We start from the raw sequence: 23,084 nt of genomic DNA, 5'->3' as shown, positions 1-23,084 counted from the left end.
TTACTCCACGTTGCTCACTCCCTGCCCAAGATTATCGGGTGGGTAAGCCCGCCCCTCGACTCAGGAGGCTGTCATTACCTCATGCCGGTGGCATCTCGGTGTTGTCGACAGTGAACCCTTCAGCCCCCTTGTCGATGTAGCCGCCGTAGAGAGTGGAGTCCATGACGACGACGTCAGTCCCCTCAGCGTAGAGCTTGATGGCCTGCCACCCGCCGTAGGACTGCGCAGAGACCTCGTCGAAGCGAGTCCGGTTCCCCTTGTTTACGAAGGGGTGGTGGTTCGACTTGTAGGTCCCACCGACGAACAGGTTGTCGTCCGCCAGGATTTCTGCGCAACGCCGGTACTCGTCACCGGGTTGGTCGACAGTCAGATTCTCGAATCGACCATTCGCGCGTTCGATACGAAGCGCTTCGCGCGCCGAACTGCCGGGTGCAGTCCCGGTGATAGAGACGTTCTGCATCAGGACCATCGCGTCGTCCAGGGTGTTGTTCCCTTGGATGTAGACCGCGAACTCGGACCCGTAGATGTCTATCGAACTGTCGAGAATCTCGACGCGACCGGCGTCCTTGGTCAGTTGGATGCCACGGGCGCACCCGCCGTCGTCGTTCAACACGAGCGAGCAGTTCTTGACTGTCGCCGTCTCGACGTTGTTGAGGATGCGGATGGCGTCCTCCGCCGGGCCAGTGACCGTGATTGTGGTGTCTTCGATGCGAAGGTCGCTTCCGTCGTCGAGGCGAATACCGCGTTGGCTAATTCCGGAAACCAAGTCGTCGATAATGACGTTCGCGCCGCGGACGCTGCTGTGGTAGCCCTTGAGCCGAATCGACGAGACGGTACTGTTCTTGTAGGTGCCGCCTTCGACGTGGACCGTCCCGTTCGCGCCCGAGACGTACAAGCCGTTGTCCGGGAAGCGCCCGAGTTCACAGTCGACGATACGGAGTGTACCGGCACTGTGCGGGTCGATGAGCATCCCCGTCGGACCGAGGTTGATGTCGCCGATGGTATCGTCGGTGAACGCGGCACCGTCGGGTGCTTTGAACCGCTCGACGACGCCGGAACCGTTCGCCGCGGTCACGCTGAAGAGCGCCGGACCGAGCGTACCGGTGTCGTGTTCGCCGTCAATGGTGATATCCCGAACTTCGAGGCCGTCGGTGACGTAGGCCTCGATGGCTCGAAGCCCGGTCTGCGGTGCGGTGAAGTCGAAGGTGAACCCCTCGAAGAGGAGGTCACGTCCGGGCGCGTAGATGACGCCGAGGCGGAAGAACCGCGCCGCGCCGGTGAAATCGCCCGACGAAACGACGTTCTTCTCCAGGGACTCGATTGAGCCGTGCGTGAGGGTCGCGTTCGGGCCGTAGAAACCGAGATTCGAGAATCCCGACTTCCGGACCTGCCCGTTCATCAGGTACCGCCCCTCGGGGAAGACGAGGAGCGTGTCATCCGCAACGTGCTGCGAGATGATGTCTTCGATTGGTTCTGTTCCAGTCGGGTCAGCACCGACATCGACGACGTCGACCACGTTGTCGAAACGGTCGAGATACGACTTCGGAACGTCGACACTCATCGTACTCGCTTTCGCAGTATCGATGGATGTCGAAAGATAGCCCCCGGCCGTGAGCGTCCCAACTGCCCCCAGAAGGTACGCCCGCCGGCTAAACGTCGGCCCGCTCGAACTGTCGCCTGCCCCGTCATTGTCCGTATTTGTCTTGAGGTACGATTTCTCCACACTGAATGGAACGTTCTACGCAGGCCAACATCTTCGTCTTCATATGGACAGTCTTTATATATTGAATGTAATTAGAGTAATCAAAATTCGAGGCTGGCGGACCGGTTACTCGTCCGGGACGGCCGTATCGTAGGTATCGTCGTCGACCTGAACTTCGAGTGCCCGGTTGTCGTCGTGGTCGAAGACCATCCCGAGAAGGAGGAATATCGCCCCGAAGAGGAAGCCGAGAACCCAAGTTCCAACTCCCGACGGACCGTCCTCGTCTCCGACTACCCCCGCCGCGACGAGACCCAGAACGGAGATGCTAGAGACGGCCGTCCCGAGGAGGTAGAACGCTGCCAACGGGTGGAAATCACGGAGCAAATACTTGTTCTTCACTCGCCAGAAGTAGTTGCGGAGCAACATCGCAGAGACGCGCGGGATGTACTCGCCGTAGTCGATGTGGCTCTTCCAGTCGTCACCGTAGAGGTACTCCGCGGAACAGGCCACGTCGGCGACGCGGAGGTTTTCGACGTTGAGTTTGACGAGTAGGTCGTTGCAGTAGCCGTAGTACTCGTACATGTTCTCGATGTCGGCTTGCGCCAGTGCTTCGTACGAGATGGCCGTGTACCCGTTTTGCGGGTCCATGGTCTTCCAGTACCCACTCGCAGTCTTCGTCAGATACGAAAGAATCGAGTTGCCGATGAGGCGGAAACTCGGCATCGCTTCGAGGTCCTCGCGCTTCATGAAGCGATTCCCCTTCGCGTAGTCCGCGTCGCCCTCTGCGATGGGGTCGAGATACTTTGCGAGTTCGTCTGGGTCCATCTGCCCGTCGCCACCGAGAACGGCGGTGATATCGACTTCGTCTTCGAGGGCTTGGAGATAACCCGTCTTGAGCGCCCCGCCGACGCCCCGGTTTTCCTCGTGTTGAATGGGGACGATGACATCGTCGTAATCCGGCGCGTCCGGAGTGTGTTCGGCGTTGAACGCTTCGGCGTGTGTGACGATTTCGTCCCAGGTTCCGTCAGTAGAGCCGTCGTCGATAACGTACGCAACGTCGACGAACGAGGGCATCGTGTCGATGACCGCTCCGACGTAACCCGCTTCGTTGTACGCTGGTACGACGACGGCGATTGAGTTGTCTTTGTACATTGTAGTGGGAGGGGTTACCGCTGTGTGGTCGCTTTGGGGTCGTTATTATGTGTACCGTAGTGAGCAACTCCGACCGCGACCTGTCTCCGTCCGAACCCCCATCGCCCAGGCACAACCCGCTTAATATATACATAATAACCCGTATTCCATAGATACAGTCACGCATCGATGAACGAGGGACCCGTGCCAGAGCCACGACCTATCTATCTTGAGATACATTTCAGTGACCCACAACTGGTACTCTCATCGTTTGCAACGAACCGCCCCGAACCGATGGAGCTAGAATTCCAACCGACAGAGGGGTTGGGATGGGACTGTGCGTTCGTGGTCGTCGAAAATGGAGACGTTGAGTCAGTGTTGTCGGACCTCAACGACGACCCAACAGTAGAGAATGCCGAATATCTCGGGTCGATTGGTGACGACCCTCGGTTCAAAGTCCTCCTTTCCGGTGGCGTCCCGCTCGTTCCGCCTTCGACGACGGAACTGGGTGTCCGCCTCATCTCGATTCAACACGAGCAGGGCTCGTGGAACGTCCAAATGCATCTACCGGTCCACTCGACGCTCCACAGAGTCCAGTCACACTACCACGAGGAGGATATCACGTTCCACGTCAAACGGCTGCACGTCGCCCGAGAAACCGACCTCGGTGCCGAGACAGTCCTTCCTCCGGGGCAACGCGAGGCGCTCGTCGTCGCGTACGAAAACGGGTACTTCAACGTGCCACGAACGGAGTCCCAAAGCGAAATCGCCAACCGTCTCGATATCTCGAAATCGGGCGTCTCACAGCGGATTCGCCGCGCTATCTCCCGACTCATCGAAGCGACATTGACTCCGTGAGGACTGGGGTCGCCAGTGGTTTCTCGTGGGAGGAACAGGAATGCCCGCGAGAAGGCCGTTTAGAGGAACCAGTTTCCGTCGTACGTCACATCCACATCACCGTACTCCCAGACGCCGTTGTAGATGGTCGACTCGATGAGGTCGACGCCGGACGACCCGTCGAGGACTTTCATCCCTTCGTATCCGTCGGACGACCGTGAGGTGATTCCCTCGAATCTCGTCCCGTCGGCGTCGTTGACGACCGGGATGTGAGTCGTGTTGTAGTCGCCCCAGAGGAGCGTACAACCGTCTCCGAGGACCTTGATTGCGCGCCGATAATTGCCGCCGGTCTGTTCGATATCGAACCGGTCGAACGTACAGTTCCCGCGCTCTGCACGGACCGCGTGCCGTCCGCACGAACCGTCACCGGTTCCGGTAATGCTCGATTTCAGGACGTACACCGGGTCGGCATCCGAACTGCTCGGCCCCTCGATGTGGAGCGCTTGACCGGACGTGTTGAACTCGATGTCGGTGTTGAGGATATCGACCTTGCCCGCTTTGGGTGAGATGGTCACCGCTCTCGTGTCGACATCGCCGTCAACGACGACCTGGGTGTCTTGAATCCGCGCCCACTCGACATCGTTCATCACGCTGATAGCCTGTCCGTTGGGCTTTTTCAGGTAGACGTCGGTGTTCTCTACCCAGTTGTACGTGCCACTGTCGAGGCGGATACCTCGCTGATTGGTGTCGTTGTCGCGGCGGTTGTCGACAATCACCGTCGCGTCGTGGATGGAACTGTAGTCACCCGAGAGCCGAATATTCGAGATATTGCTGTTCTTGAACAGGCCACCTTTGACGACGACACGACCGTTTTGGGTCGAACAGTAGAGACCGTTGTCCGGCCACGGCCCGACCTCGCAGTTTTTGACCCAGAGTTTGCCGTTGTGGTAGTGTGAGACGATGATTCCTGTCGGCCCGACGGAGATGTCTCCCGGCGTGTCTTCGGAGAAGTCGCCACCGTCCGGAATCCGAACGTTCTCTATCGAACCGATGCCGGAGGGGTCAGTGACATCGAAACAGAACGGTCCGTACTTGCCGCTGTCGTGTCGACCGGTCACTGCGAGGTCCTGGACGAGAAGGTCGTCTTTGACCTGGGCTTGAACGACGCGAAGACCGGTATTGTCGGCCGAAAAGTCGAACGTAAATCCTTCGACGTAGAGGTCATCACCCGGTTGGTCGTAGGTTCCTAACTTGAACAACCAACGGCCGTCGTAGTCAGCGGCCGGAACGATGGTGGCGTCGTCCCCGCGAAGTTCGAACCCCTGAAAGTCGACGTAGCGGAACACGTCGTCCATCACGTACTCGCCCGGTGGGAAGTACAGTGTCGTCCCGTCGTCGAGCGGGATATCGTCCAAAACGGGGTTGATAGACTCCGTTCCCGTTGGGTCCGCACCCTGTTCGGTGACATCGTACCAATCGGTATCCGCTGACGCCGTGGCCGAAAAAGAGAGTGCCGCAACCGAACCGCCAATTCCCTTCAACAATTGCCGCCGTGATACTGCTCCGCGGACTCCATCTCCGCTGTCCTTTCGCATCGGCAGACACTCTCTGATTCTTTCTATTGAGTATTTTTGGAGTTAATCGTAGTATCTGGCTGTAATGATACCGATTAATAAACAGACATGTGGCGATAATCCGGATGGATGTTTAGGTTTGAAAGTTCTGTTGACAGCCTATCGAGAAACGGTCACCGGGGGTCACGAAGGGGGAGTCACCACAGGTCACTGATTCGTGTGGGTAATCCGTCGAGCCCACCGAATTCCGGGCGTTCCATCGACCACCCAAAGGACGGCGACAGCCCCGAAGAGGGCAACGTATCCGAGCACCAGAAGGGAGTTTTCGGGATGCATCATCTGAACGACGAACGTCCCGAAGTACTCCGTAAAGCGCTCGACGAACCCGAGGTCGGTTTCGTAGGGGTCTCGGGGGACGAGCGGCCAGAGGACCCGACCGACGTTCGGACCGTTTGCCCGGAGGGCGAGGACGTCGCCAACGAGGTGCGAACTGTACGCGACGACGATGGCCACCGCAAGTCGGATTTTGTCCCGAGTCCACGCGATACCCGCAACGACGAGCAGTATCGGGACGCCGACGAGCAGGGAGTGCGCCGGTCCGTAGCCGGTGGTGATGAGACCGAACGTCCACGAGAGTGGTTTGTCGATGAGGTCCGGTGCCTGCGTCGAGAGGACGACAGCGAGGCCGACGCTATCGCTGATATGGTCGCGCCAAACCGCCCGGTTCACCGCCGAAAACCACACGTACCCGAAGAGTAGGTGCTCCCACGGCCACATCAGGGACTCGCTCCCTCCGTGGATTGTGGTTGAAGCGATTGTGTGTTGCCACCGTCGTCGACGGAGACGACGAGTTGAACCGTCCGGTACGCGGACTCACGGTCCGGGTTTTCGGGTGCCTCACCATCGTAAACGAAGAAGACGAGTCGAAGCGAGTCGCCGGACATGGTCGGGGTAACGTCGTGCTGGATGTAGGCTGTGTTCCCGTCTTCGACCGGCCGCTCAGTTTGCGAGAGCACGCGCTCTTCGACGACCTGCGACCCGTTGGCCGTTCTATCGAGTCGCTGTAACTCCGTGACGACCGTGTAGGTCTTCGTCTCCTGTTCGTGATTCTCGATGGCGAGCGTTATCGGCGTCGACTCACCCTGTGTGAGTTCCTGCGGATAGCCGCCCGCGTCGTACTCCGAGCCATTTTCGGTGACGAGGTAGGCCTCGGTGAACTCCGATTCGGGCTGCTGTGTTTCCACCATCGCGAAGCCCACGCTGCTGAGAAACACGAGAACGCCCACGACGAGCAGGACGTTGACGGCAATCGGTACCGGCGAGTCGCGGGACTCTCCCGAAAGCGGCGACCGCATGCGACCGGTGGTCGTCGCCGCACTCCCGAAGATGGCCGAAAGCGAGGGCATGCCCGCACGGGCCTCTTCGGGGAGCATCGCGCGCCGGACGAACGCGAGCGCGGTGAAAACCAACGTCACCGAGAACACGCCGAGACCGACCATGGCTGCGTCGAAGCCCAGTCCGAGGAAGTTCGTGAGGAGGGCGACGCCGCCGACGATGGCGAGACTCGATACGGCAGCCAAGGCGAGTCGAATCGAGTAGAGAAGCCCCGCCGTGTGCGGGGTCGGTCGCGTCAGCGTCCGGTCTGTTCCCATCGTATCGGATTCGACATCAGACCGCCGCTCCGGGAACGCGGCGGCCAAGAGCGCGTACCCCGGATACATGACGATAAGCGGGATGACCAACAGACTTCGGACGAGCGACCCCGACACGTCGAGGAGGATGACGGCAAGTGCGGCGACCGCCCCCGCGACGACGAGGAGTAAGTCGAGCGTCCAACGGCGGTGAGACGACTTCATCGCCCGCGGCTTGTCGTTCCGTCCTCAAAAATGGGGGCGACCGTTTACACTCGAAAATGGGAGAAAACGGACTTTACGAGGCTGATAAAGTGGTTTCTGAACGCTCGATTGGGGGCCGAGAGGGCGATAGTTCGATACATCGGAGAATCTCACAGCGCGACGCGGTGACAGACGCTCTATAGGGACCCAAATCAGACGCGTCCGCCACCTTCTGACCCCTTATCTGCCCGATAATAATGGCCGTTTCGCGTGACCTGCGTCTCGAATCGCGGGCTCCGACGGCCCGCGGAGTGAACAACACATGCGCACCAGAACGAAACTCGCCGCGATACTCGTTGCACTGCTCGTACTCGTTACCACGCTCCGCTCGACGAGCGGTGACTTACCCGGAGACGAGAACGAAACGACCGCTGATTCGACGACTGCATGAGGATGTACGTCACGGGAACAGGGTGCGATATCGACGAGGACGTGACCATCGGGTACGCCGCCGGTGACGACCCGAATCGGACGGTCATCGGCGACGACGCCAGAATCCGCTCGGGGACTATCATCTACAGCGACGTGGACATCGGCGACGGGTTCGTCACTGGTCACGACGCCCTCGTCCGTGAGAACACCCAAATCGGCGACGATGTCGTCGTCGGAACCAAGACGGTCATCGACGGCACGTCCGTTATCGGGTCCAACGTGAGCCTCCAGAGTCGGGTCTACGTCCCGACAAACACCCACATCGGAGACAACGTCTTCGTCGGCCCGGGTGCAGTCCTCACGAACGACCCGTATCCGGTTCGACAGGATGTCGAAATGGCCGGGCCGACCCTCGAAGACGGTGCCTCTGTCGGTGGCAACGCGACCATCCTCCCCGACGTGACCGTCGGTTCGGACGCGTTCGTCGCCGCCGGCGCAATCGTCACCGAGGACGTGCCGCCCGAGTCGCTCGCCGTCGGAGCGCCCGCTGAACACCGCCCACTGCCCCCGAAGCTACAGGGAGTCAATTCGATATGAGTTCGCAAGTCACCGCCACACACCTCTACGATTCTACCCGCCCGACAGACGAACAGATAGCCTCCCTCACGTCCGGTGACGTTCCGGTCGGCGTGTACGGACTCGGAAAGATGGGGCTGCCACTCGCCGCCGTCTACGCCGAAACGACCGGGAACGTAACCGGCGCGGACATCGACACCGATGTCGTCCGCGAAATCAACGCCGGACGGAATCACATCGTCGGCGAACCCGGTCTCGACGAACTCGTCGAAGAACTCGTCGAAGACGAATCGCTCACCGCGAACACGGAACCGCGCGAGGTTGCCGCCGAGGCGAGCATCCACGTCGTCATCGTGCCGACGCTCGTCGACGATGGTGGTCGGCCCGACCTCGCTGTCATCGAGGCGGTGACGAACGACATCGCAACGGGACTCGACGAAGGCGACCTCGTCATCTTCGAATCGACGCTCCCACCCCGGTCGTGTCGAGACGTACTGCTGCCGAAACTCGAAGCCGAAAGTGGCCTCTCGCTCGGCGACTTCGGTCTCGCGTTCTGTCCCGAGCGAACCGCTTCCGGACGCGCCCTCGAAGATATCCGCGGCGCGTACCCGAAAGTCGTCGGCGGCGCGGACGAAGAAAGCACCCGCGCTGCGGCGCTCATCTACGACCAGCTCTCCTCGAACGAGGTCATCACCGTCTCGGACACGACGACTGCGGAGGCAGTCAAGGTGTTCGAGGGCGTCTACCGCGACGTTAACATCGCCCTCGCAAACGAACTTGCGACCCACGCCGACGAGTTCGAAATCGATGTGACCGAGGCAATCGACGTGGCCAACACCCAGCCGTTCTGCGAGATTCACACGCCGGGTGCTGGCGTCGGCGGACACTGTATCCCCTACTATCCTCAGTTCCTCATCAATCAGTTCGAGACCGACTCGCCGCTCATGGAGACTGCTCGTAGCGTGAACGACGAAATGCCGCACGTCACCGCGCAGTCGGCGCTCGACGAACTCCAGACGCTGGGCGTCGAACCGGAGGACGCAACCGTGCTCATCCTCGGACTGACGTACCGCGCGGGCGTCGAGGAAATCCGAAAGACGCCGGCGCTCCCGGTCATCGAACACCTCGCCGAGGCAGGTGCAGACGTGGTTGCGACAGACCCGATTCTCGACGACACGAGCGCCTTCGAGGAGGCAGGTGCAACCATCGTTCGCGGCGTCAACGAAGGTGACCTGACGGTCGATGCCGTCGTCCTCGTGACCGCACACGAGTCGTTCGACCATATCGACATTCCCGAACTCGGCGTCGAGTCGCGTCCGGTCGTCTTCGTCGATGGTCGGCAGGCCGCCACGGAGTACCGCACCCACGAGAACGTCGTCTACGAAGGAATCGGTCTCCATGACTGAGACGATTTGCGTCGTCGGACTGGGGTACGTCGGCCTGCCGCTGGCTATCGAGTTCGACCGCGTCGGAACGTCGGTCATCGGCTACGATGTCGACCAAGAGAAGGTCGATGCCCTCGATTCTGGTGTCGACCCGACCGGAGACGTGACCGACGAGGGCGTCGCCGAGTCTGACGTGCTTTTCACTACGGACCCGGCACACATCTCCGACGCCGATTTCGTCATCGTGACGGTCCCCACGCCGGTCGACAGCATGGAGAACCCGGACCTGCGATTCGTCGAATCGGCGGGCGAGACAATCGGCGAGTACATCTCGCCCGAAACGACCGTCGTCCTCGAATCGACCGTCTACCCGGGTGCGACCGAATCCGTCCTCGTTCCCGCGCTCGAATCGGCGTCCGGTCTCACCGTCGGTGAAGACATCTTCGTCGGATACTCGCCCGAGCGAGCCTCCCCCGGTGACACCGGTCGTGGTGTCCGCGACGTTGTCAAGGTCGTCGGTGCCAACACCGACGAGGTTCGCGAGGACCTTGCGACCCTCTACGGAAGCATCGTCGACGCCGGAATCCACCGCGCGCCCGACATCGAGACGGCCGAGGCGTCGAAGGTCATCGAGAACGTCCAGCGTGACATGAACATCGCGCTGGTCAACGAACTGGCCATCGCGTGCGACCACATGGACCTCTCGACGAAGGACGTGCTCGAAGCGGCGGGGACGAAGTGGAACTTCCACGACGGGTACAGTCCGGGCTTCGTCGGCGGCCACTGCATCCCGGTCGACCCGTTTTACCTCACGTATCGGTCCAAGCGCGATGGGTTCTCACCAAAACTCGTGCTTCAGGCCCGAGAAATCAACGAGTACGTCCCGGTACACGCGGCCCGAAAGACGGTCAAGACCATCAACGACTCCGGACGCGTGCTCAACGAGACGCGCTTGCTCGTGTTGGGACTTGCCTACAAACCCGGCGTCGGCGACATCCGCAGTTCAGAGGTCGATACGATGATTCAGAAACTCGACGAGTTCGACATCGATTGCGTGGGGTACGACCCGCACGCCGACCCCGACGAATCACGGACAGTCTTCGACATCGACGTGGTCGAATCGGTCGATTTCGAAGCGTACGACGGCGTCGTCGTCGCCACCGCTCACGAAGAGTTCGCCGACTACGACCTGGGTGAGATGGCCGACGCGCTCGGGTCGAACCCGGTGATGGTCGACGTGGCAGACGTGTTCGACGCCGACGATGCCGCGGAACACGGCTTCGAGTACGCCCAGCTGTGAGACGGTGACTATGGACATCCTCATCACGATTCAGCATCCCGCGCACGTCCACTTCTTCAAGCACGCAATCGAAGAACTCGACGCCCGCGGCCACGACGTCCACGTGCGAGCCCTCGATAAGGACGTGACACTGTCGCTTCTCGACGAGTACGACATCGACTACGACGTCGTTGGCTCTCGTGGCGGGTCGCTCCCTCGGGTGGCGCTTTCCACGCTCGCAATCGAGTACCGACTCTACCGGGATGCGAAGGAAATCGACCCGGACGTGATAGCCGCAATCGGCGGGTTCGAAGCGTCGCACGTCGCGCAACTCGTCGGCGCGAGGTGCGTCGTCTTCACCGACACGGAGCACGCGACGCTCTCGAACACGCTGACGTTCCCCTTCGCCGACGAGATTGTCACACCCGACTGTTACCATGACGACGCCGGGCCGAACCACTACCGATACCCGAGTTATCACGAACTCGCGTACCTCCATCCTGACCGATTCGACCCGGACCCGTCGGTATTCGACGACCTGCCGGTTTGCCCGGACGACACCTACGTCGTCCTCCGGTTGGTCAGTTGGGGTGCGGCACACGACATCGGGGACGAGGGGCTCGATAGCCTGTCCAAATTGGTCCACCGGCTAGAAGGTGTGGGCGCGAAGGTGCTCGTGTCGGCCGAAGACGACGCGCTCCCACCCGAACTCGACGGCTACGGTATCGACATCGACCCGCACCTCATCCACCACGTCCTCGCCTACGCTGACTTGTTTGTCGGCGAAAGCGGGACTATGGCCTCGGAGAGCGCCGTTCTCGGCACGCCGACGGTCTACGTCCACAGCGCAAATCCCGGACTCATGCGGGACCTCAACTCCTTCGACCTCCTGTTCGGATTCCACGGAGAGCGTCGCAACAAACGCGCCGCGAGTCGAGCGGTCGAAATCCTCCAGTCACCCGAAATCGACTGGGAGGAACGCCGCAAGACGCTTCTCGGACAGAAAGTCGATGCGACGGATGTCGTCGTACAGCGCATCCTCGCGACCGGCGGCTAGCCTCGCGCCGAGCAGTCGAGTTTCGTCGAATTTCGGCGTCTCAGGCACTTTATCTACTACATAATAAGGGTCGTACAGAGTACCACATTCGCTGATGACACTGCTGGATACAGATCGACCTTCGAAGCAAGACGGGGACGTGACTGTCCTCGTGACCGGCGTTGGGTTCCCCGCCACGTCGACCATCATCAGGGCACTCCGCCAAACCGATGCCTTCGACGCTCACGTGGTCGGTGTCGACTCCGACTCCGACGCGTGCGGATTCAGCCTCGTCGACACGGCGGAAACCGTGCCGCCCGGCGACAGCGAGGAGTTCATCCCGGCGCTGAAGGATATCACTCGGCGCGAGGAGGTCGACGTGGTGCTTCCACTCGTTCCGGCGGAACTCCAGCCACTCGCCGATGCGAAACCGGCGTTCGAAGAACTCGGAGCCGAGGTGATGGTTGCGGACCCCGAATCGCTCGCTACTGCATGCGACAAGGGGCAACTCTACGGTACACTCGTCAAACAGGTCCACCCCGTCGTTCCCGAGTTCTATCGGGTTTCGACCTGCGAGGAGTTCGTCGATGCGGTCTACGCACTCGGCTACCCCAACCGGAGCGTCTGCTTCAAGCCGCCCGTTGGGAGCGGAATGCGTGGCCTGCGAATCCTCGACCCGGAGACGGACCGCTTCGGCGTTCTGATGGACAAAAAGCCCAGCAGCATCGTCACCAACCTCGAAGACGTACTGCCCGTCCTCGAAGAGACGCCGGAGTTTCCGAACCTCGTCGTCATGGAGTACCTCCCCGGAGAGGAGTACTGCGTGGACGTGCTGGCCGGGAAAGATGACGTTCCGGTGGTCGTCTCTCGCACTCACAACGAGACGCACGACACGGGCTTCGTCAAGAGTACCGTCGAAGAGCACCCCGAACTCATCAGGTACTCGTGCGAACTCAGCGCGGCGCTCGGTCTGGAGTACAACGCCACGTTCCAGTTCAAACTCGACGCCTACGACCGACCGAAATTGGTCGAGGTCAACCCGCGCCTCTCGGAGTCGAGTTCCGCGTGTGTCGGCGCGGGCGTGAACATGCCCGCACTCGGCGTGCAGTACGCGCTCGGCCACGAACTCCCGGAAGTCGACATCGAATGGGGAGTCCACACAGCACAGAACTACCAGGTAGTGTTCTACTCCACGGACAAGGAGTCGACGACGATTTAATCGTGCTGTCGAGTCGGCACCACACTCCGGCTTCGCCCACAACTATGTTCAACATATGAATCCGGTTTCAACACTCTACGACCGATTACAACGAGCAGAGCTCGACGTACTCACAGCGGTCGTTGGCCTCGTTCTCGCCATCGGACTGTTTCCCCTGCGATTCCTCTCGTCACAAATCTTCATCGTAACGCTCCCGATACTCCTCGGAGTCGGCTGCGTGCTGTATCTACTGGCGGCCCGAGGAACAGGGACGACGAACGGACTCCCGACGCTGACGCCGACGCTCACCAGACTTCTCTCAGTCAGCGTCTTCTTCGGACTCGCCGCAATGGTCCTCGCCGCCGCGTTGCAGGGCGAAAGAAGCATCCTGTTCATGGACATCGGCGGCGTCGTCGGCGTCCTCTTGCTCGGCCAGATACTCCTCTCACCCGACGAAGAGCTCCGCCCGAGCGTCCTCCTCTCGCAGGTCATCGTATACGCGTTCGTCGTCCGCTTTGCCGCACTCTACACGACGAGCGGCTACATCGGAATCGACATCTGGTCGCACACGACCTTCGTCGAGATGGTTCTCGAAGCGGATTCGATTTCGGCCATCAACGACATCAAGTACTACGCGTCGCCGCTTTTCCACCTGGTCGCTGCCGCAGCTACGCACCTGCTAAACCTGTCGCTACGGAACGCGCTGTATCTCTCGCTCGGCGTCGTGATGCCGCTCGTCCCGCTTTTCGTCTACGGTACCGCCCGGTTGCTCATCCCGCTTCGGTGGTCGCTCGCGGCCGCCGCGCTCTACGCGATGGGCGACCAAGTCGTCCGGTGGGGTATCCACCTCATCCCGACGAGCATGGGACTGTTGTTCTTCCTCGCGTGTCTGTACAGCCTCGTCCGAATTACGCACGCCAGCGAACGATGGCGCGACTTCGGCCTGCTCGTGCTTTTCAGCACCGCGGTCATCCTGACACACCAGGTCTCGTCGTTTATCATGCTGGTGTTGCTCTTGTCGGGATTCGTCGCGCAGGTACTGCTTCAGTTCGACTTCTTCACCGAGAATCCGGACCCGCTTTCGTTCAGAGGCGGCGGGTCAAACCCGGTGAACCTCGCCGGTCTCGTGGGGTTCAACGTCGGCCTCATCGTGTTCACGTGGTCGCTGACCCCCTACAAGGGTGATACCTTCCTCGAAACGGTCCTCAGCTACCTCTACGTGAACCTGTTCAACGCCGGGTTCCTGAGCGGTGTCGGCGGAAGCGGTGGTTCGGCCGGTGCCTCCGGTGCGACCGGAAGCGCCGGTCAAACGCTCTTTTCACAGCTCTCGACGTACGTCACCGAAGCAGGGTTCCTGCTTCTCATCTTCGCCGGCATCGTCGGGTGTCTGACCGTTCTCAAACGGTCGCGGGCGACGCAGACGACCTACACCTTCGTCGGTGCTATCGTCGTGATGCTGTTCGTCATCCTCGGGCTCCCGCTTTTCGGCATCGAGAGCTTCGTCCCCGGGCGCTGGATTGGCTTCCTCTACGCCCTGCTCGCCATCATCGGCGTCGTCGGCTTCCGCCACCTCTCGAACCGGATGTCGCTCAAGGTCGTCGGCGTCGTCTTGCTCCTGTTCATGCTGGTCTATCCGAACGTGATGATCATGTCGAACGACGGGGCGATGGACAGTCCGGTGTTCTCGGACCAACACGAACGGCTCTCGTACACCGACCAGGAACTCGCTGCCATCGAGACGTTCGGGTCCGCTCGTCCGACTGGCGAGGGCAGTGAACTCTACACCGATCTGCCGTACGGGACAGTGTGGGAACGGACAAACGCGTATCCCGCTGAACCGTTACCCGCAGAGGGCAATCGACCGATACCGCAGGGTCTCAACGCGTATCGGTCCTACCAGTCCCAGAGCGCATCGTACTTCGAAAAGAGCGAAAGCGAGACCGTTCAGAACCTCGATCCGTCGAAGACTGCCGTCTGTCCGACGACGACGAACTATGTCTACTCGAACGGCCAAGTCACGATTTGTACCCTGCCGGGTTCCTGACTGACTTCGCGTTCTACTTCCCGTCTGCGGTATTTCTTCGCCGCCTGCGGTATTTCTTCGATTGCTCGACAACCGAAAAACAGGTAAGTGGCGACCAATCGAAACGTGTCCCAGTGTCGGGACGGTCGTCAAAACCGAGAGACACCGAGTCCCAACCGGGATTGTTTACTGAGAGAAGTCGTCGTCCGAATCGTCCGAATCGTCGGAGCCAAACTCGCTCGTAGTCGTCGTATTCCCGTCGTCGCCCGAGCCAAACTCGCTCGTAGTCGTCGTATTCCCGTCGTCGCCCGAGCCAAACTCACTCGTAGTCGTCGTATTTCCGTCAGCGTCGCCGCCGGAGAACGACCCACTGGAGGCCGCCTCCTCGAACTGTCGTCTGGTTTTATCGGGGTTGACCGTCGGCGCAGTCGTCTCTCCGTCGTAGACGACGCGCGGAACGGTGGTGATGCCGATTTCGGTGGCTTGTTTGGCCGATAGCTGAACACTCTGGGCGTAGGTTCGAGCGCGGATTGCGCGTTGAATCTGGTCGGTTCCGTCGACGCCGGCGCGCTCTGCCAGTCGGACGAGCGTGTCGGTCGTCGCCCACTCGTACCGCTCCTGCGGTTGGTTGGCGAAGACGTAGGCGAAGTACGTCCAGAACGACTGCGGGTCGATATCCCAGACCGCGAGGCCAGCCTCCGCCGCTCTCGGTGCATCTGCCCCGAGGTGTGGTTCTCCACCGGCGTACGCGACGTTCCGATACTCGATTGCGACGTCACCGGTGGCGACGAACTCCTCAACTAACCCGCCGAGTTGCTCTCTAACGAACTCCTGTGTGTACGGGCACTTCCAGTTCCCGTAGATGGTTAGGGTCGTGTCCGCCGTTCCGAGCGTCGGATATCGCGGCTTCGGCGACTTCGTAGTGAGCGGGGCCGCCGAGACATCGAACTGCGGTTCGTCAATCGTCTGCGGACGCAGTTCGGCGTCCGTCCCGCCGTCGGCCGTCTCGTCGTCAGCCGTCGCGTTGGTTGTCGTCGTCTTGGATTGCGTTGTCTCGCCCGGTGTCCGTGTTGGCGTCGATTCAGGCGTCTTCGGTTGCCCGGAACTCGCATCCTGTGCGAAACTTGCACAGCCACTGAGTGCTGCCACGGCGGCAGCGCCCGACAGTCCGAGCAATCGTCGTCTGTGTACCTTCCGGTCGGCCATACAACACAGGCAGGGCCTGACAGCCATTATTATCGGCCGTGTAAGTCTTCCTTCGACTGTTTCTGAGTGCCAAAACGCGGTGAAATCGGGGAATACGTACCCGCGCGTCGTCGCTTCGAATATCGCCTGACTTAGCGGGGTTTAACCTGCGGTTGGCCCGGCAGCCACGTCTTAGCGCGTCTATAGTAATGGGACTTTCATCGCATGGGACTTGCAGGGGCAACCTGTCGCCCGCCTGTACCCCGAAAGCCATGACACAACAGCATCACCCATCCACGCAGACGAACGTACTCGAATCGACCCGTGCGACTCCCGCATTCTCAGCCCGCAGTCGAGACACCGACCCGTATACGGCGGTGTTCTAACATGTGTGGTATTATTGCGCACGTTGGCGACAAGCGAGCGCTCGGCCCCCTCGTGACGGGGCTCGAAAAGCTCGAATATCGCGGTTACGACTCCGCGGGCGTCGCCGTGAAAAACGGGAATGGGCTCGATGTCTGGAAGTGCTCCGGACAGGTTTCGGACCTCAAGGACACCATCGATACCGTCGAAAGCAGCGCGACGCTCGGCATCGGTCACACCCGCTGGAGTACCCACGGCCCGCCGAGCGACGAGAACGCACACCCCCACACTGACCAGCGCAACCGCGTCGCGGTCGTCCACAACGGTATCATCGAGAACTACGAGACCATCAAGGACATCCTGACCGCCGAAGGCTACGAGTTCACGAGCGAGACGGACACCGAGGTCATTCCGAACCTCATCGCGTACTACCTCGACCGCGGGAACGAGCCGCTGGCCGCCTTCAAACACGCGATAGCGGACCTAGAAGGGAGCTACGCCATCGCTGTCGTCGTCGACGGGAACGACTCCATCTACGCGGCCCGTCAGGGGTCGCCCCTCGTCCTCGGTGTCGACGATACCGGCTACTACCTCGCCAGCGACGTTCCGGCGTTCCTCGATTACACGGACAGCGTCGTCTACCTCCAGGACGGCGACACTGTCGAAGTCAGAGCGGACGGCGTCGACATCGTCGACGGGAACGACGAGTATGTCCAACGCGAGATAGAGCAGGTCGACTGGCAACCCGACGAGACCGGAAAGGGTCAGTACGAGCACTTCATGCTCAAGGAGATTCACACCCAGCCCACGTCACTGCAAAAGACCATCGAGGGTCGCCTCGACATCGGTGGCGAGCGGACGAATCTCGACATCGACATGGACCTCACCAGCATCGACAACGTACAACTCGTTGGGTGTGGAACGTCGTACCACGCGGCGCTCTTCGGGGCGAGTCTGCTGAACCGGTGTGACGTGTCGGCCCGCGCCATTCGCGCCAGCGAGTACGACCTCAACACCGGGACGCCGCCGGAGGACACACTCTTCGTGGCCGTCACGCAGAGCGGTGAGACGGCAGACACGCTCGGGGCACTCCGACAGGCCAAAGAGGCCGGTGTCTCGACGCTCGCCGTCACGAACGTCGTGCAATCGACCGCCGCGCGAGAGGCCGACGAACCGCTGTACATCCGTGCAGGACCGGAAATCGGCGTCGCCGCGACGAAGACGTTCTCCTCACAGACGGTGATGCTCACGATGCTGAGCCAGCATCTCGCCCGCGTCAACGACGAGGCCACCCGCGTCGACAACATCGACCAACTCCTTTCGGACCTGCAAGACCTCCCCGGTGCCGTCGACGGCATCCTCCAGTCGAGCAACGCCTCCCGACTGGCCGAGAAGTACCTCGATATGAACGCGTACTTCTTCATCGGCCGGGGACTCGGCTGTTCGGTCGCCAAGGAGGGCGCGCTCAAGTTCAAGGAGATTACCTACGAGCACGCCGAAGGATTCGCGTCCGGCGAACTCAAACACGGGCCGCTCGCACTCGTCACCGACCAGACGCCGGTGTTCGCAATCTGTGCGGACGACTGCGAGAAGACGGTGACGAACGCGAAGGAGGCCCAGACGCGAGGCGCGCCGATTGTCGCTATCTCTCCGTCCGACCACAGAATCGTGGACACGGCGGACGAACACCTCTCGGTGCCGGATATGCACCCGGTCTGTTCGAACCTCCTCGCGAACGTCCAGTTGCAGTTGCTGTCGTACTACTGTGCAACTGAATTAGACCGCGCTATCGATAAACCACGGAACCTTGCGAAGAGCGTCACTGTCGAATGAACCCGACCGAATCTCGAATCTTCGAACGATGAAGAAAGAACTGTTTGGCGTCCTCGAAGACGATGGCACGTTCGACAACCTCGCGTCCCGGTCGAGTTTCGACTGGGTTTCCGAGGGGCCAAATGCGACTGTTGCCATTCGCGACCCGGCACTCGGATTCCCGGGTCGGTCGGCGACCTACAGCGACGAGCGTGGGTGCTGCGTCCTCTGGGGGGAGATTCTGCCACCAGACGACGTATCGACCCCGCTCGCCGAGTACACGCTCGACCGATACGAGGAAGTCGGAACCGAAGCGTTCTCCGAACTCAACGGGTCGTTTCTGGCGTTCGTCGAACTCGGCGACGAGGCAATCGTCGCGACCGACCCCGTCCGGACGTGGCAGTGCTTCTACGCTGACACCCCGAGCGGACGGGTTTTCGGCACGAATCCGCGGCGGGTCGTCTCCGCGGTTCCACACACGGAAGTCGATACCCGTGGCCTGCTCGAATACGTCCACATGGGCGTCGTCGTCGACGACCGGACCGTCTTCAACGAACTCAGAACGGTCCCGTTCGACGGCTACATCACGGCCGACGAATCGGGGACGCTCTCTCGATTCGTCTACGACCCCGCCGACCCCGAGGAGTTCGACTACGTCGACGAACTCGCTTCTCGTCTCGAACGCGCCATCGCCCGGCGCTCTAATTATCCCGGAAAACAGGGCCTGCTCCTGAGCGGCGGCTACGACTCCCGTTCCATCGTCGCACAACATTCCGGAATCGACGTGTGTTACACGCTCGGGACGCCCAATCACCCCGAAGTGGTCGTCGCCCGCAACATCGCACACCAGTACGGTGCCGACCACGAGACGCTCGTGGCGAACGACGACTACCTCAACGTCGACGAGGACGTTATCAAGTACTCGCTCGGAACGCGCGAATCGGTCCACGTCCACCACGCGGGGTGCGACGACAAGATTGACGCCGACACCATCTTCCACGGACTGTTCTTCGATACGCTCCTGCGCGGTCACTTCCTCCCGCGGAACGTCATCAACGTCCTCGGAAACAAATTCCCACTGCAGGGACTCGACCCGGACCCGGACGTAACCAAGGTGTTGTCGTCGAAGTTCGGCTACCATCCGGCGTGCGACCACGTCTTTCCAGAGTGCTACGACGAGTTCGACACGAGCATGGAGTTCATCGACGAAGTCGTTGAGGAGCAACTCGACAAGTGGTCCGACCGGTACGACAACGTCTACGACAGCATCGCGCTCATCGGCATCCAAAATCAGCCGACGCTTCCGTTCCACTTCGAGTTGTCCGACAACTACATCGAGTCGTTCGTCGCGGCCGACGCCGAACTCATCGACTGGCACCTGAAGACGCCGCCGGAAAAGCGGAACACGGAGACGATGAAGCAGGCGATGCGAAAACTGAACCCGGACATCTTCCGGCACCGCCCGCCGGACCGGCCGCACCACTCGTTCCGGAAAAATCAGATAGAGAAGTTTCTGCGACGGAAGCTTCCCGGTGTCGAACCGTTCAGCGCACCGTGGCCGGACATGGAAGCACAGTACGCCAAGAACGAACTCGACCGCAAACTCTTCCCGGGGTACCCCAGTATCCACGAACTTCCGGTCAGGGTCAAACTCCGCATCAACGACATCACGACGTGGATGAACTCCGCTACCGAAGAGACCCTCCTCACGCCGAACGACGTGCTGTGTCCGCCGTCGAAACTCCTCACGGACCTCTGACCTGACCGGCCTGCTTCTCTGTCCGTACTCGGCGTGAAAAATGCGGGTGTCGGCCTGAACTCGATAGCGACGCGACTCAAAACGACTCGTCCTCGGCCTCAAAAGACTCGAAACGATTTGGCCTCGAAGACTCAGAACAGTTCGTCCTCGAAGTCTATCGGTCGCGCGTCACAGTCTCACCGGGTGCCGTCTGCGACCCTTCCGAGAGCTTTACTCCCGCATTGAGTGCAGTGTTGATGCCCGTCTTGACATCGTCGCCGACCACGACACCGAACTTCTTCCGACCGGTCGAGACGGCTTCGCCTTTGACCCGAACCGTCACGTCCTCGCCGTCGTGGCGGAGGTTCGCGACGTTCGTCCCCGCACCGAAGTTGACATCGCGCCCAACGACGCTGTCACCGACGTACGAGAGATGACCGACGTTGGTGTCGTCGAAGAGCACGCTGTTTTTAATCTCGACTGCGTGGCCGACGTGAACGTCGGGGCCGACGAACGTACTTCCGCGGATGTAGGCGTTCGGCCCGACAGTCGCGCCCTCGGAGATGTACGCAGGTCCTTCGACGACGCTGCCGCCGCGCACAGTCGCACCCTCCTCGACGACGACCGTTCCCTGAATTTTCGCGTTCTCGCTTACCTCGCCTTCGACGCGGCGCTCAAGTGCGCCGAGTTTCCACTCGTTCGCTTCGAGCAATTCCCACGGCCGACCAACGTCCATCCAGCGCCTGAGGATGACCGGTGAGACGGTGAACCGCTCGATAACTCGGTCGAGTACGTCCGTGAGTTCGCGCTCGCCGCGCTCGCTCACAGGCACGTCGAGCATGTCTCGCGCTTCTTCGGGGAAGACGTACGCGCCACCGTTGACGAGGTCGTTTTCCGGCGCGTCGGGTTTCTCGATAATCTCGACCACTGCGCCGTCTTCAACCGTCAGGACGCCGTAATTCGAAGGATTGGGGACGCGAAATGAGGCGATACTCGGGGCGGCCTCGAACAATTTGGAGATTCCGTCGGGGTCGTAGAGATTGTCTCCGTAGAGAACCGCAAAGGGACCGTCGATGTGTTCTTTCGTTGCCCGGACGGCGTCGGCGGTCCCCTGTTGTTCCTCCTGGACCACGTAGGAGACCGGCACGCCGCGATAGGTCGACCCGAAGTACTCTCGGACCTTCTGTTCGCCGAATCCGACGACGAACACGAGTTCGTTGACACCAGCATCGACCGCCGCATCGGCCGTATGGGCCGCGATGGGCCTTCCCGCAACGGTGAGCATCGGCTTGGGAATCTCGTTCGAGAGTGGCTTCATTCGGGTACCCTTCCCGGCGGCGAGTACGATAGCTTGCATAGGCTGTCCTACTGGAACGACGGGTGTTATTATACGCTAAATAAGCGCCCAAGAGAACTGAAACACCGACCGTAGAACGATTTAGGACCGGCGTAGACGAGGGTCATCCGAACAGCATGCCGTGCTGCCAGAGCAGGTCGCGCGCGACGGCGACTTGCCACATCACGGCATCTTGGAGGTGAGTATCCTTGCGCGTCGTCTCGACGAGGTACCCGGGAAGGTGGAGGTCGCCGTACACCTTATGGATGAGAAGCGGCCGCGACCCGTCGAGAGAGTTCCCGCAGTCGAAGTCGTAGTACGACGGGTACTCCGAAAGCCCGATGTAGTAGTCGTTGACGAGGTCACAGGCGTCGACGGCGTTCTCGGGGGTCGCCCGGGTCGGGAAGATGGCCTGTCCGACCTTGCCGTCGTGTTTGTAGATGCCGCTCGAACTGTGGAGGTCGACGACGACATCCGGGTCGTGCGAGACGAGTTCGTCCCAGAGCGCCCGTGCGAGCGTGCTCGTCGGCTCTGACCCGGTGGGGAACTGGCGGTTCAGGTCGCCGTCTTCGGTGTACCGCGCACCGATATCGACGGCGGGGCGGTTCGCCCACGGAACGACGACGAGTTTCCCGCCGGTCGGGCGGAAACGCGTCATGTACTCTGCGGCGGTGTACCCCTGGGGTTCCTCACCGTGTACCCCACCAACGACGAACGCCGTCGGGCCGGGCTTGCCCGAGTCGATGACGTAGACCGACGTCTCGTACTCGGTTCCCGGGAGGAGTGAGTAAGTCTCGACGCTTCCGGCGGTGACTCTGTCGAGACGGGTGCGAATCCAGCCGAGGATATCACTGTAATTGCCGTTCTTGTGGTCCCGGAGGAGGCGGACGCGTGGTTCGCCCGAGATACTGTACCGAACGGCTTCCTCGGTTGCAGAGCGGACGAGGCCGTCGTAGCGGTCCTCGTAGGCGCGGTTGGCGATTTGGGTGATGTTCCGGACGCCCGCCTGGTCCATGTAGGACTCCAATCGGGCGTGGGTGTAGGTCTTGGTCGTGAAGTTCCAGAACATGAACTCGAAGAACGTCCAGAAGTTCTCGGGTTCGACGTGCCAGACGCCGTGTGCGGCGCGGGCGGCGCGAGCCTCACCCTCGTCGTCGCCGGCGAGATACTCGTCGGGTGAACCGGGTTGGTACGATAAGAACCGAAGTTCGATGTTGAGGTACCCCGGGAGGACGTACTCACGAACGATGTCTTCGAGGTTGTGCTGGACGAAGTACTGCGATGCTTCCGAGAGGAAATTCACGTAGACGACGAGCGTGGGGTTCGTCTCGTCGGTCCCCATCGTGGGATACAGGCAGTTCTGAAGTGACGGTGCCGTTCCGACGACACCCGGACTGAAACCTGCAGCCACAGTCCGAGTACCGACCGAACCGAGGAACGTGATGCCACCTGCGGCAGTCATAAATCTCCGGCGAGTAAATTTCGTTGTCATAATTCTACAAATAGAAGAACGTTAGACTATACTGAGAGTGTCAGCCTTCACATAAACAGCATTGAAATACCCATGAGTTGACTTCTCAAGGCCTGAGAATAGACATTCATCGAGTAGAAAATACCAAAAACATGCCGGAGAGGGTGGGGA

General features: G+C 60.8%; 18 protein-coding genes. 10 read left to right on the top strand and 8 right to left on the bottom strand.

Features of this window, described 5'->3' with window-relative positions; all coding sequences use genetic code 11:
- Positions 1-79: 79 nt before the first annotated feature.
- Positions 80-1,723: a right-handed parallel beta-helix repeat-containing protein gene (locus ACH9L7_RS18145; RefSeq protein WP_396613797.1), complete on the bottom strand. Its 1,644-nt coding sequence runs from the start codon at positions 1,721-1,723 to the stop codon at positions 80-82.
- Positions 1,724-1,828: 105 nt separating this feature from the next.
- Positions 1,829-2,854: a glycosyltransferase family 2 protein gene (locus tag ACH9L7_RS18140; protein WP_396613796.1), complete on the bottom strand. Its 1,026-nt coding sequence runs from the start codon at positions 2,852-2,854 to the stop codon at positions 1,829-1,831.
- A gap of 168 nt (positions 2,855-3,022) precedes the next feature.
- Here ACH9L7_RS18140 and ACH9L7_RS18135 point away from each other — a divergent pair, with 168 nt between their 5' ends.
- Complete coding sequence (locus tag ACH9L7_RS18135) at positions 3,023-3,691, top strand: helix-turn-helix domain-containing protein (RefSeq protein ID WP_396613795.1); 669 nt, start codon at positions 3,023-3,025, stop codon at positions 3,689-3,691.
- Positions 3,692-3,750: 59 nt separating this feature from the next.
- On the opposite strand, the gene ACH9L7_RS18130 is transcribed toward ACH9L7_RS18135, so the two are convergent.
- The 3 genes from ACH9L7_RS18130 to ACH9L7_RS18120 all read right to left on the bottom strand — a co-directional run bounded on the left by ACH9L7_RS18130 (position 3,751) and on the right by ACH9L7_RS18120 (position 7,100).
- Positions 3,751-5,265 (bottom strand): hypothetical protein, encoded by a 1,515-nt coding sequence (locus ACH9L7_RS18130; RefSeq protein WP_396613794.1) that lies wholly within the window; start codon positions 5,263-5,265, stop codon positions 3,751-3,753.
- Between the two features lie 186 nt (positions 5,266-5,451).
- Positions 5,452-6,021 carry a metal-dependent hydrolase gene (locus ACH9L7_RS18125; protein ID WP_396613793.1) on the bottom strand — a complete coding sequence of 190 codons (570 nt, stop codon included), beginning with the start codon at positions 6,019-6,021 and terminating at the stop codon, positions 5,452-5,454.
- A complete protein-coding gene (locus ACH9L7_RS18120; RefSeq protein WP_396613792.1) occupies positions 6,021-7,100 on the bottom strand; it encodes a DUF1616 domain-containing protein in 1,080 nt (359 codons plus the stop codon). The genes ACH9L7_RS18125 and ACH9L7_RS18120 overlap by 1 nt, the downstream gene beginning before the upstream one ends.
- A gap of 301 nt (positions 7,101-7,401) precedes the next feature.
- Here ACH9L7_RS18120 and ACH9L7_RS18115 point away from each other — a divergent pair, with 301 nt between their 5' ends.
- From ACH9L7_RS18115 to ACH9L7_RS18085, 7 genes are all read left to right on the top strand, one after another.
- Positions 7,402-7,530, top strand: a complete 129-nt coding sequence (locus ACH9L7_RS18115) for a hypothetical protein (protein WP_396613791.1) — start codon at positions 7,402-7,404, stop codon at positions 7,528-7,530.
- On the top strand, positions 7,527-8,108 hold the full coding sequence (locus ACH9L7_RS18110; RefSeq protein ID WP_396613790.1) for a DapH/DapD/GlmU-related protein: 582 nt from the start codon (positions 7,527-7,529) through the stop codon (positions 8,106-8,108). The genes ACH9L7_RS18115 and ACH9L7_RS18110 overlap by 4 nt, the downstream gene beginning before the upstream one ends.
- Entirely contained in the window at positions 8,105-9,493 is a 1,389-nt protein-coding gene (locus ACH9L7_RS18105; RefSeq protein ID WP_396613789.1) for a nucleotide sugar dehydrogenase, read from the top strand. The genes ACH9L7_RS18110 and ACH9L7_RS18105 overlap by 4 nt, the downstream gene beginning before the upstream one ends.
- On the top strand, positions 9,486-10,772 hold the full coding sequence (locus ACH9L7_RS18100; RefSeq protein WP_396613788.1) for a nucleotide sugar dehydrogenase: 1,287 nt from the start codon (positions 9,486-9,488) through the stop codon (positions 10,770-10,772). Before ACH9L7_RS18105 ends, ACH9L7_RS18100 begins: the two co-directional genes overlap by 8 nt.
- A gap of 10 nt (positions 10,773-10,782) precedes the next feature.
- Positions 10,783-11,808 (top strand): DUF354 domain-containing protein, encoded by a 1,026-nt coding sequence (locus ACH9L7_RS18095; RefSeq protein ID WP_396613787.1) that lies wholly within the window; start codon positions 10,783-10,785, stop codon positions 11,806-11,808.
- Positions 11,809-11,902: 94 nt separating this feature from the next.
- Positions 11,903-13,006 (top strand): ATP-grasp domain-containing protein, encoded by a 1,104-nt coding sequence (locus ACH9L7_RS18090; RefSeq protein WP_396613786.1) that lies wholly within the window; start codon positions 11,903-11,905, stop codon positions 13,004-13,006.
- Between the two features lie 55 nt (positions 13,007-13,061).
- Complete coding sequence (locus ACH9L7_RS18085) at positions 13,062-15,029, top strand: hypothetical protein (protein ID WP_396613785.1); 1,968 nt, start codon at positions 13,062-13,064, stop codon at positions 15,027-15,029.
- Positions 15,030-15,194: 165 nt separating this feature from the next.
- Here the strand turns inward: ACH9L7_RS18085 and ACH9L7_RS18080 are convergent, their stop codons facing one another.
- Positions 15,195-16,214: a DsbA family protein gene (locus ACH9L7_RS18080; protein WP_396613784.1), complete on the bottom strand. Its 1,020-nt coding sequence runs from the start codon at positions 16,212-16,214 to the stop codon at positions 15,195-15,197.
- 366 nt (positions 16,215-16,580) lie between these two features.
- On the opposite strand from ACH9L7_RS18080, the gene glmS reads away from it, so the two are divergent.
- Both glmS and ACH9L7_RS18070 read left to right on the top strand, forming a co-directional pair.
- Complete coding sequence (gene glmS / locus ACH9L7_RS18075; RefSeq protein WP_396613783.1) at positions 16,581-18,389, top strand: glutamine--fructose-6-phosphate transaminase (isomerizing); 1,809 nt, start codon at positions 16,581-16,583, stop codon at positions 18,387-18,389.
- 28 nt (positions 18,390-18,417) lie between these two features.
- The gene (locus ACH9L7_RS18070) at positions 18,418-20,127 is read left to right on the top strand and encodes an asparagine synthase-related protein (protein WP_396613782.1); all 1,710 of its coding nucleotides are present in this window, start codon (positions 18,418-18,420) and stop codon (positions 20,125-20,127) included.
- 154 nt (positions 20,128-20,281) lie between these two features.
- Here the strand turns inward: ACH9L7_RS18070 and glmU are convergent, their stop codons facing one another.
- Entirely contained in the window at positions 20,282-21,463 is a 1,182-nt protein-coding gene (gene glmU / locus ACH9L7_RS18065; RefSeq protein WP_396613781.1) for a bifunctional sugar-1-phosphate nucleotidylyltransferase/acetyltransferase, read from the bottom strand.
- A gap of 103 nt (positions 21,464-21,566) precedes the next feature.
- Positions 21,567-22,934, bottom strand: a complete 1,368-nt coding sequence (locus tag ACH9L7_RS18060; protein WP_396613780.1) for a succinylglutamate desuccinylase/aspartoacylase family protein — start codon at positions 22,932-22,934, stop codon at positions 21,567-21,569.
- Positions 22,935-23,084 lie beyond the last annotated feature (150 nt).

The organism is Haloferax sp. S1W, assembly GCF_044593955.1.
Lineage (GTDB): Archaea > Halobacteriota > Halobacteria > Halobacteriales > Haloferacaceae > Haloferax.
The sequence above is the reverse complement of the archived record's forward strand: the minus strand, read 5'-3'. Positions and strand labels throughout refer to the sequence as shown.

What these genes read in the sequence shown, in the direction of transcription:
- ACH9L7_RS18140 (WP_396613796.1), bottom strand. Translation starts at nt 2,854, where the DNA reads ATGTACAAAGACAACTCAATCGCCGTCGTCGTACCAGCGTACAACGAA.
- ACH9L7_RS18135 (WP_396613795.1), top strand. Translation starts at nt 3,023, where the DNA reads ATGAACGAGGGACCCGTGCCAGAGCCACGACCTATCTATCTTGAGATA.
- ACH9L7_RS18130 (WP_396613794.1), bottom strand. Translation starts at nt 5,265, where the DNA reads ATGCGAAAGGACAGCGGAGATGGAGTCCGCGGAGCAGTATCACGGCGG.
- ACH9L7_RS18125 (WP_396613793.1), bottom strand. Translation starts at nt 6,021, where the DNA reads ATGTGGCCGTGGGAGCACCTACTCTTCGGGTACGTGTGGTTTTCGGCG.
- ACH9L7_RS18120 (WP_396613792.1), bottom strand. Translation starts at nt 7,100, where the DNA reads ATGAAGTCGTCTCACCGCCGTTGGACGCTCGACTTACTCCTCGTCGTC.
- ACH9L7_RS18115 (WP_396613791.1), top strand. Translation starts at nt 7,402, where the DNA reads ATGCGCACCAGAACGAAACTCGCCGCGATACTCGTTGCACTGCTCGTA.
- ACH9L7_RS18110 (WP_396613790.1), top strand. Translation starts at nt 7,527, where the DNA reads ATGAGGATGTACGTCACGGGAACAGGGTGCGATATCGACGAGGACGTG.
- ACH9L7_RS18105 (WP_396613789.1), top strand. Translation starts at nt 8,105, where the DNA reads ATGAGTTCGCAAGTCACCGCCACACACCTCTACGATTCTACCCGCCCG.
- ACH9L7_RS18100 (WP_396613788.1), top strand. Translation starts at nt 9,486, where the DNA reads ATGACTGAGACGATTTGCGTCGTCGGACTGGGGTACGTCGGCCTGCCG.
- ACH9L7_RS18095 (WP_396613787.1), top strand. Translation starts at nt 10,783, where the DNA reads ATGGACATCCTCATCACGATTCAGCATCCCGCGCACGTCCACTTCTTC.
- ACH9L7_RS18090 (WP_396613786.1), top strand. Translation starts at nt 11,903, where the DNA reads ATGACACTGCTGGATACAGATCGACCTTCGAAGCAAGACGGGGACGTG.
- ACH9L7_RS18085 (WP_396613785.1), top strand. Translation starts at nt 13,062, where the DNA reads ATGAATCCGGTTTCAACACTCTACGACCGATTACAACGAGCAGAGCTC.
- ACH9L7_RS18080 (WP_396613784.1), bottom strand. Translation starts at nt 16,214, where the DNA reads ATGGCCGACCGGAAGGTACACAGACGACGATTGCTCGGACTGTCGGGC.
- glmS (WP_396613783.1), top strand. Translation starts at nt 16,581, where the DNA reads ATGTGTGGTATTATTGCGCACGTTGGCGACAAGCGAGCGCTCGGCCCC.
- ACH9L7_RS18070 (WP_396613782.1), top strand. Translation starts at nt 18,418, where the DNA reads ATGAAGAAAGAACTGTTTGGCGTCCTCGAAGACGATGGCACGTTCGAC.
- glmU (WP_396613781.1), bottom strand. Translation starts at nt 21,463, where the DNA reads ATGCAAGCTATCGTACTCGCCGCCGGGAAGGGTACCCGAATGAAGCCA.
- ACH9L7_RS18060 (WP_396613780.1), bottom strand. Translation starts at nt 22,934, where the DNA reads ATGACAACGAAATTTACTCGCCGGAGATTTATGACTGCCGCAGGTGGC.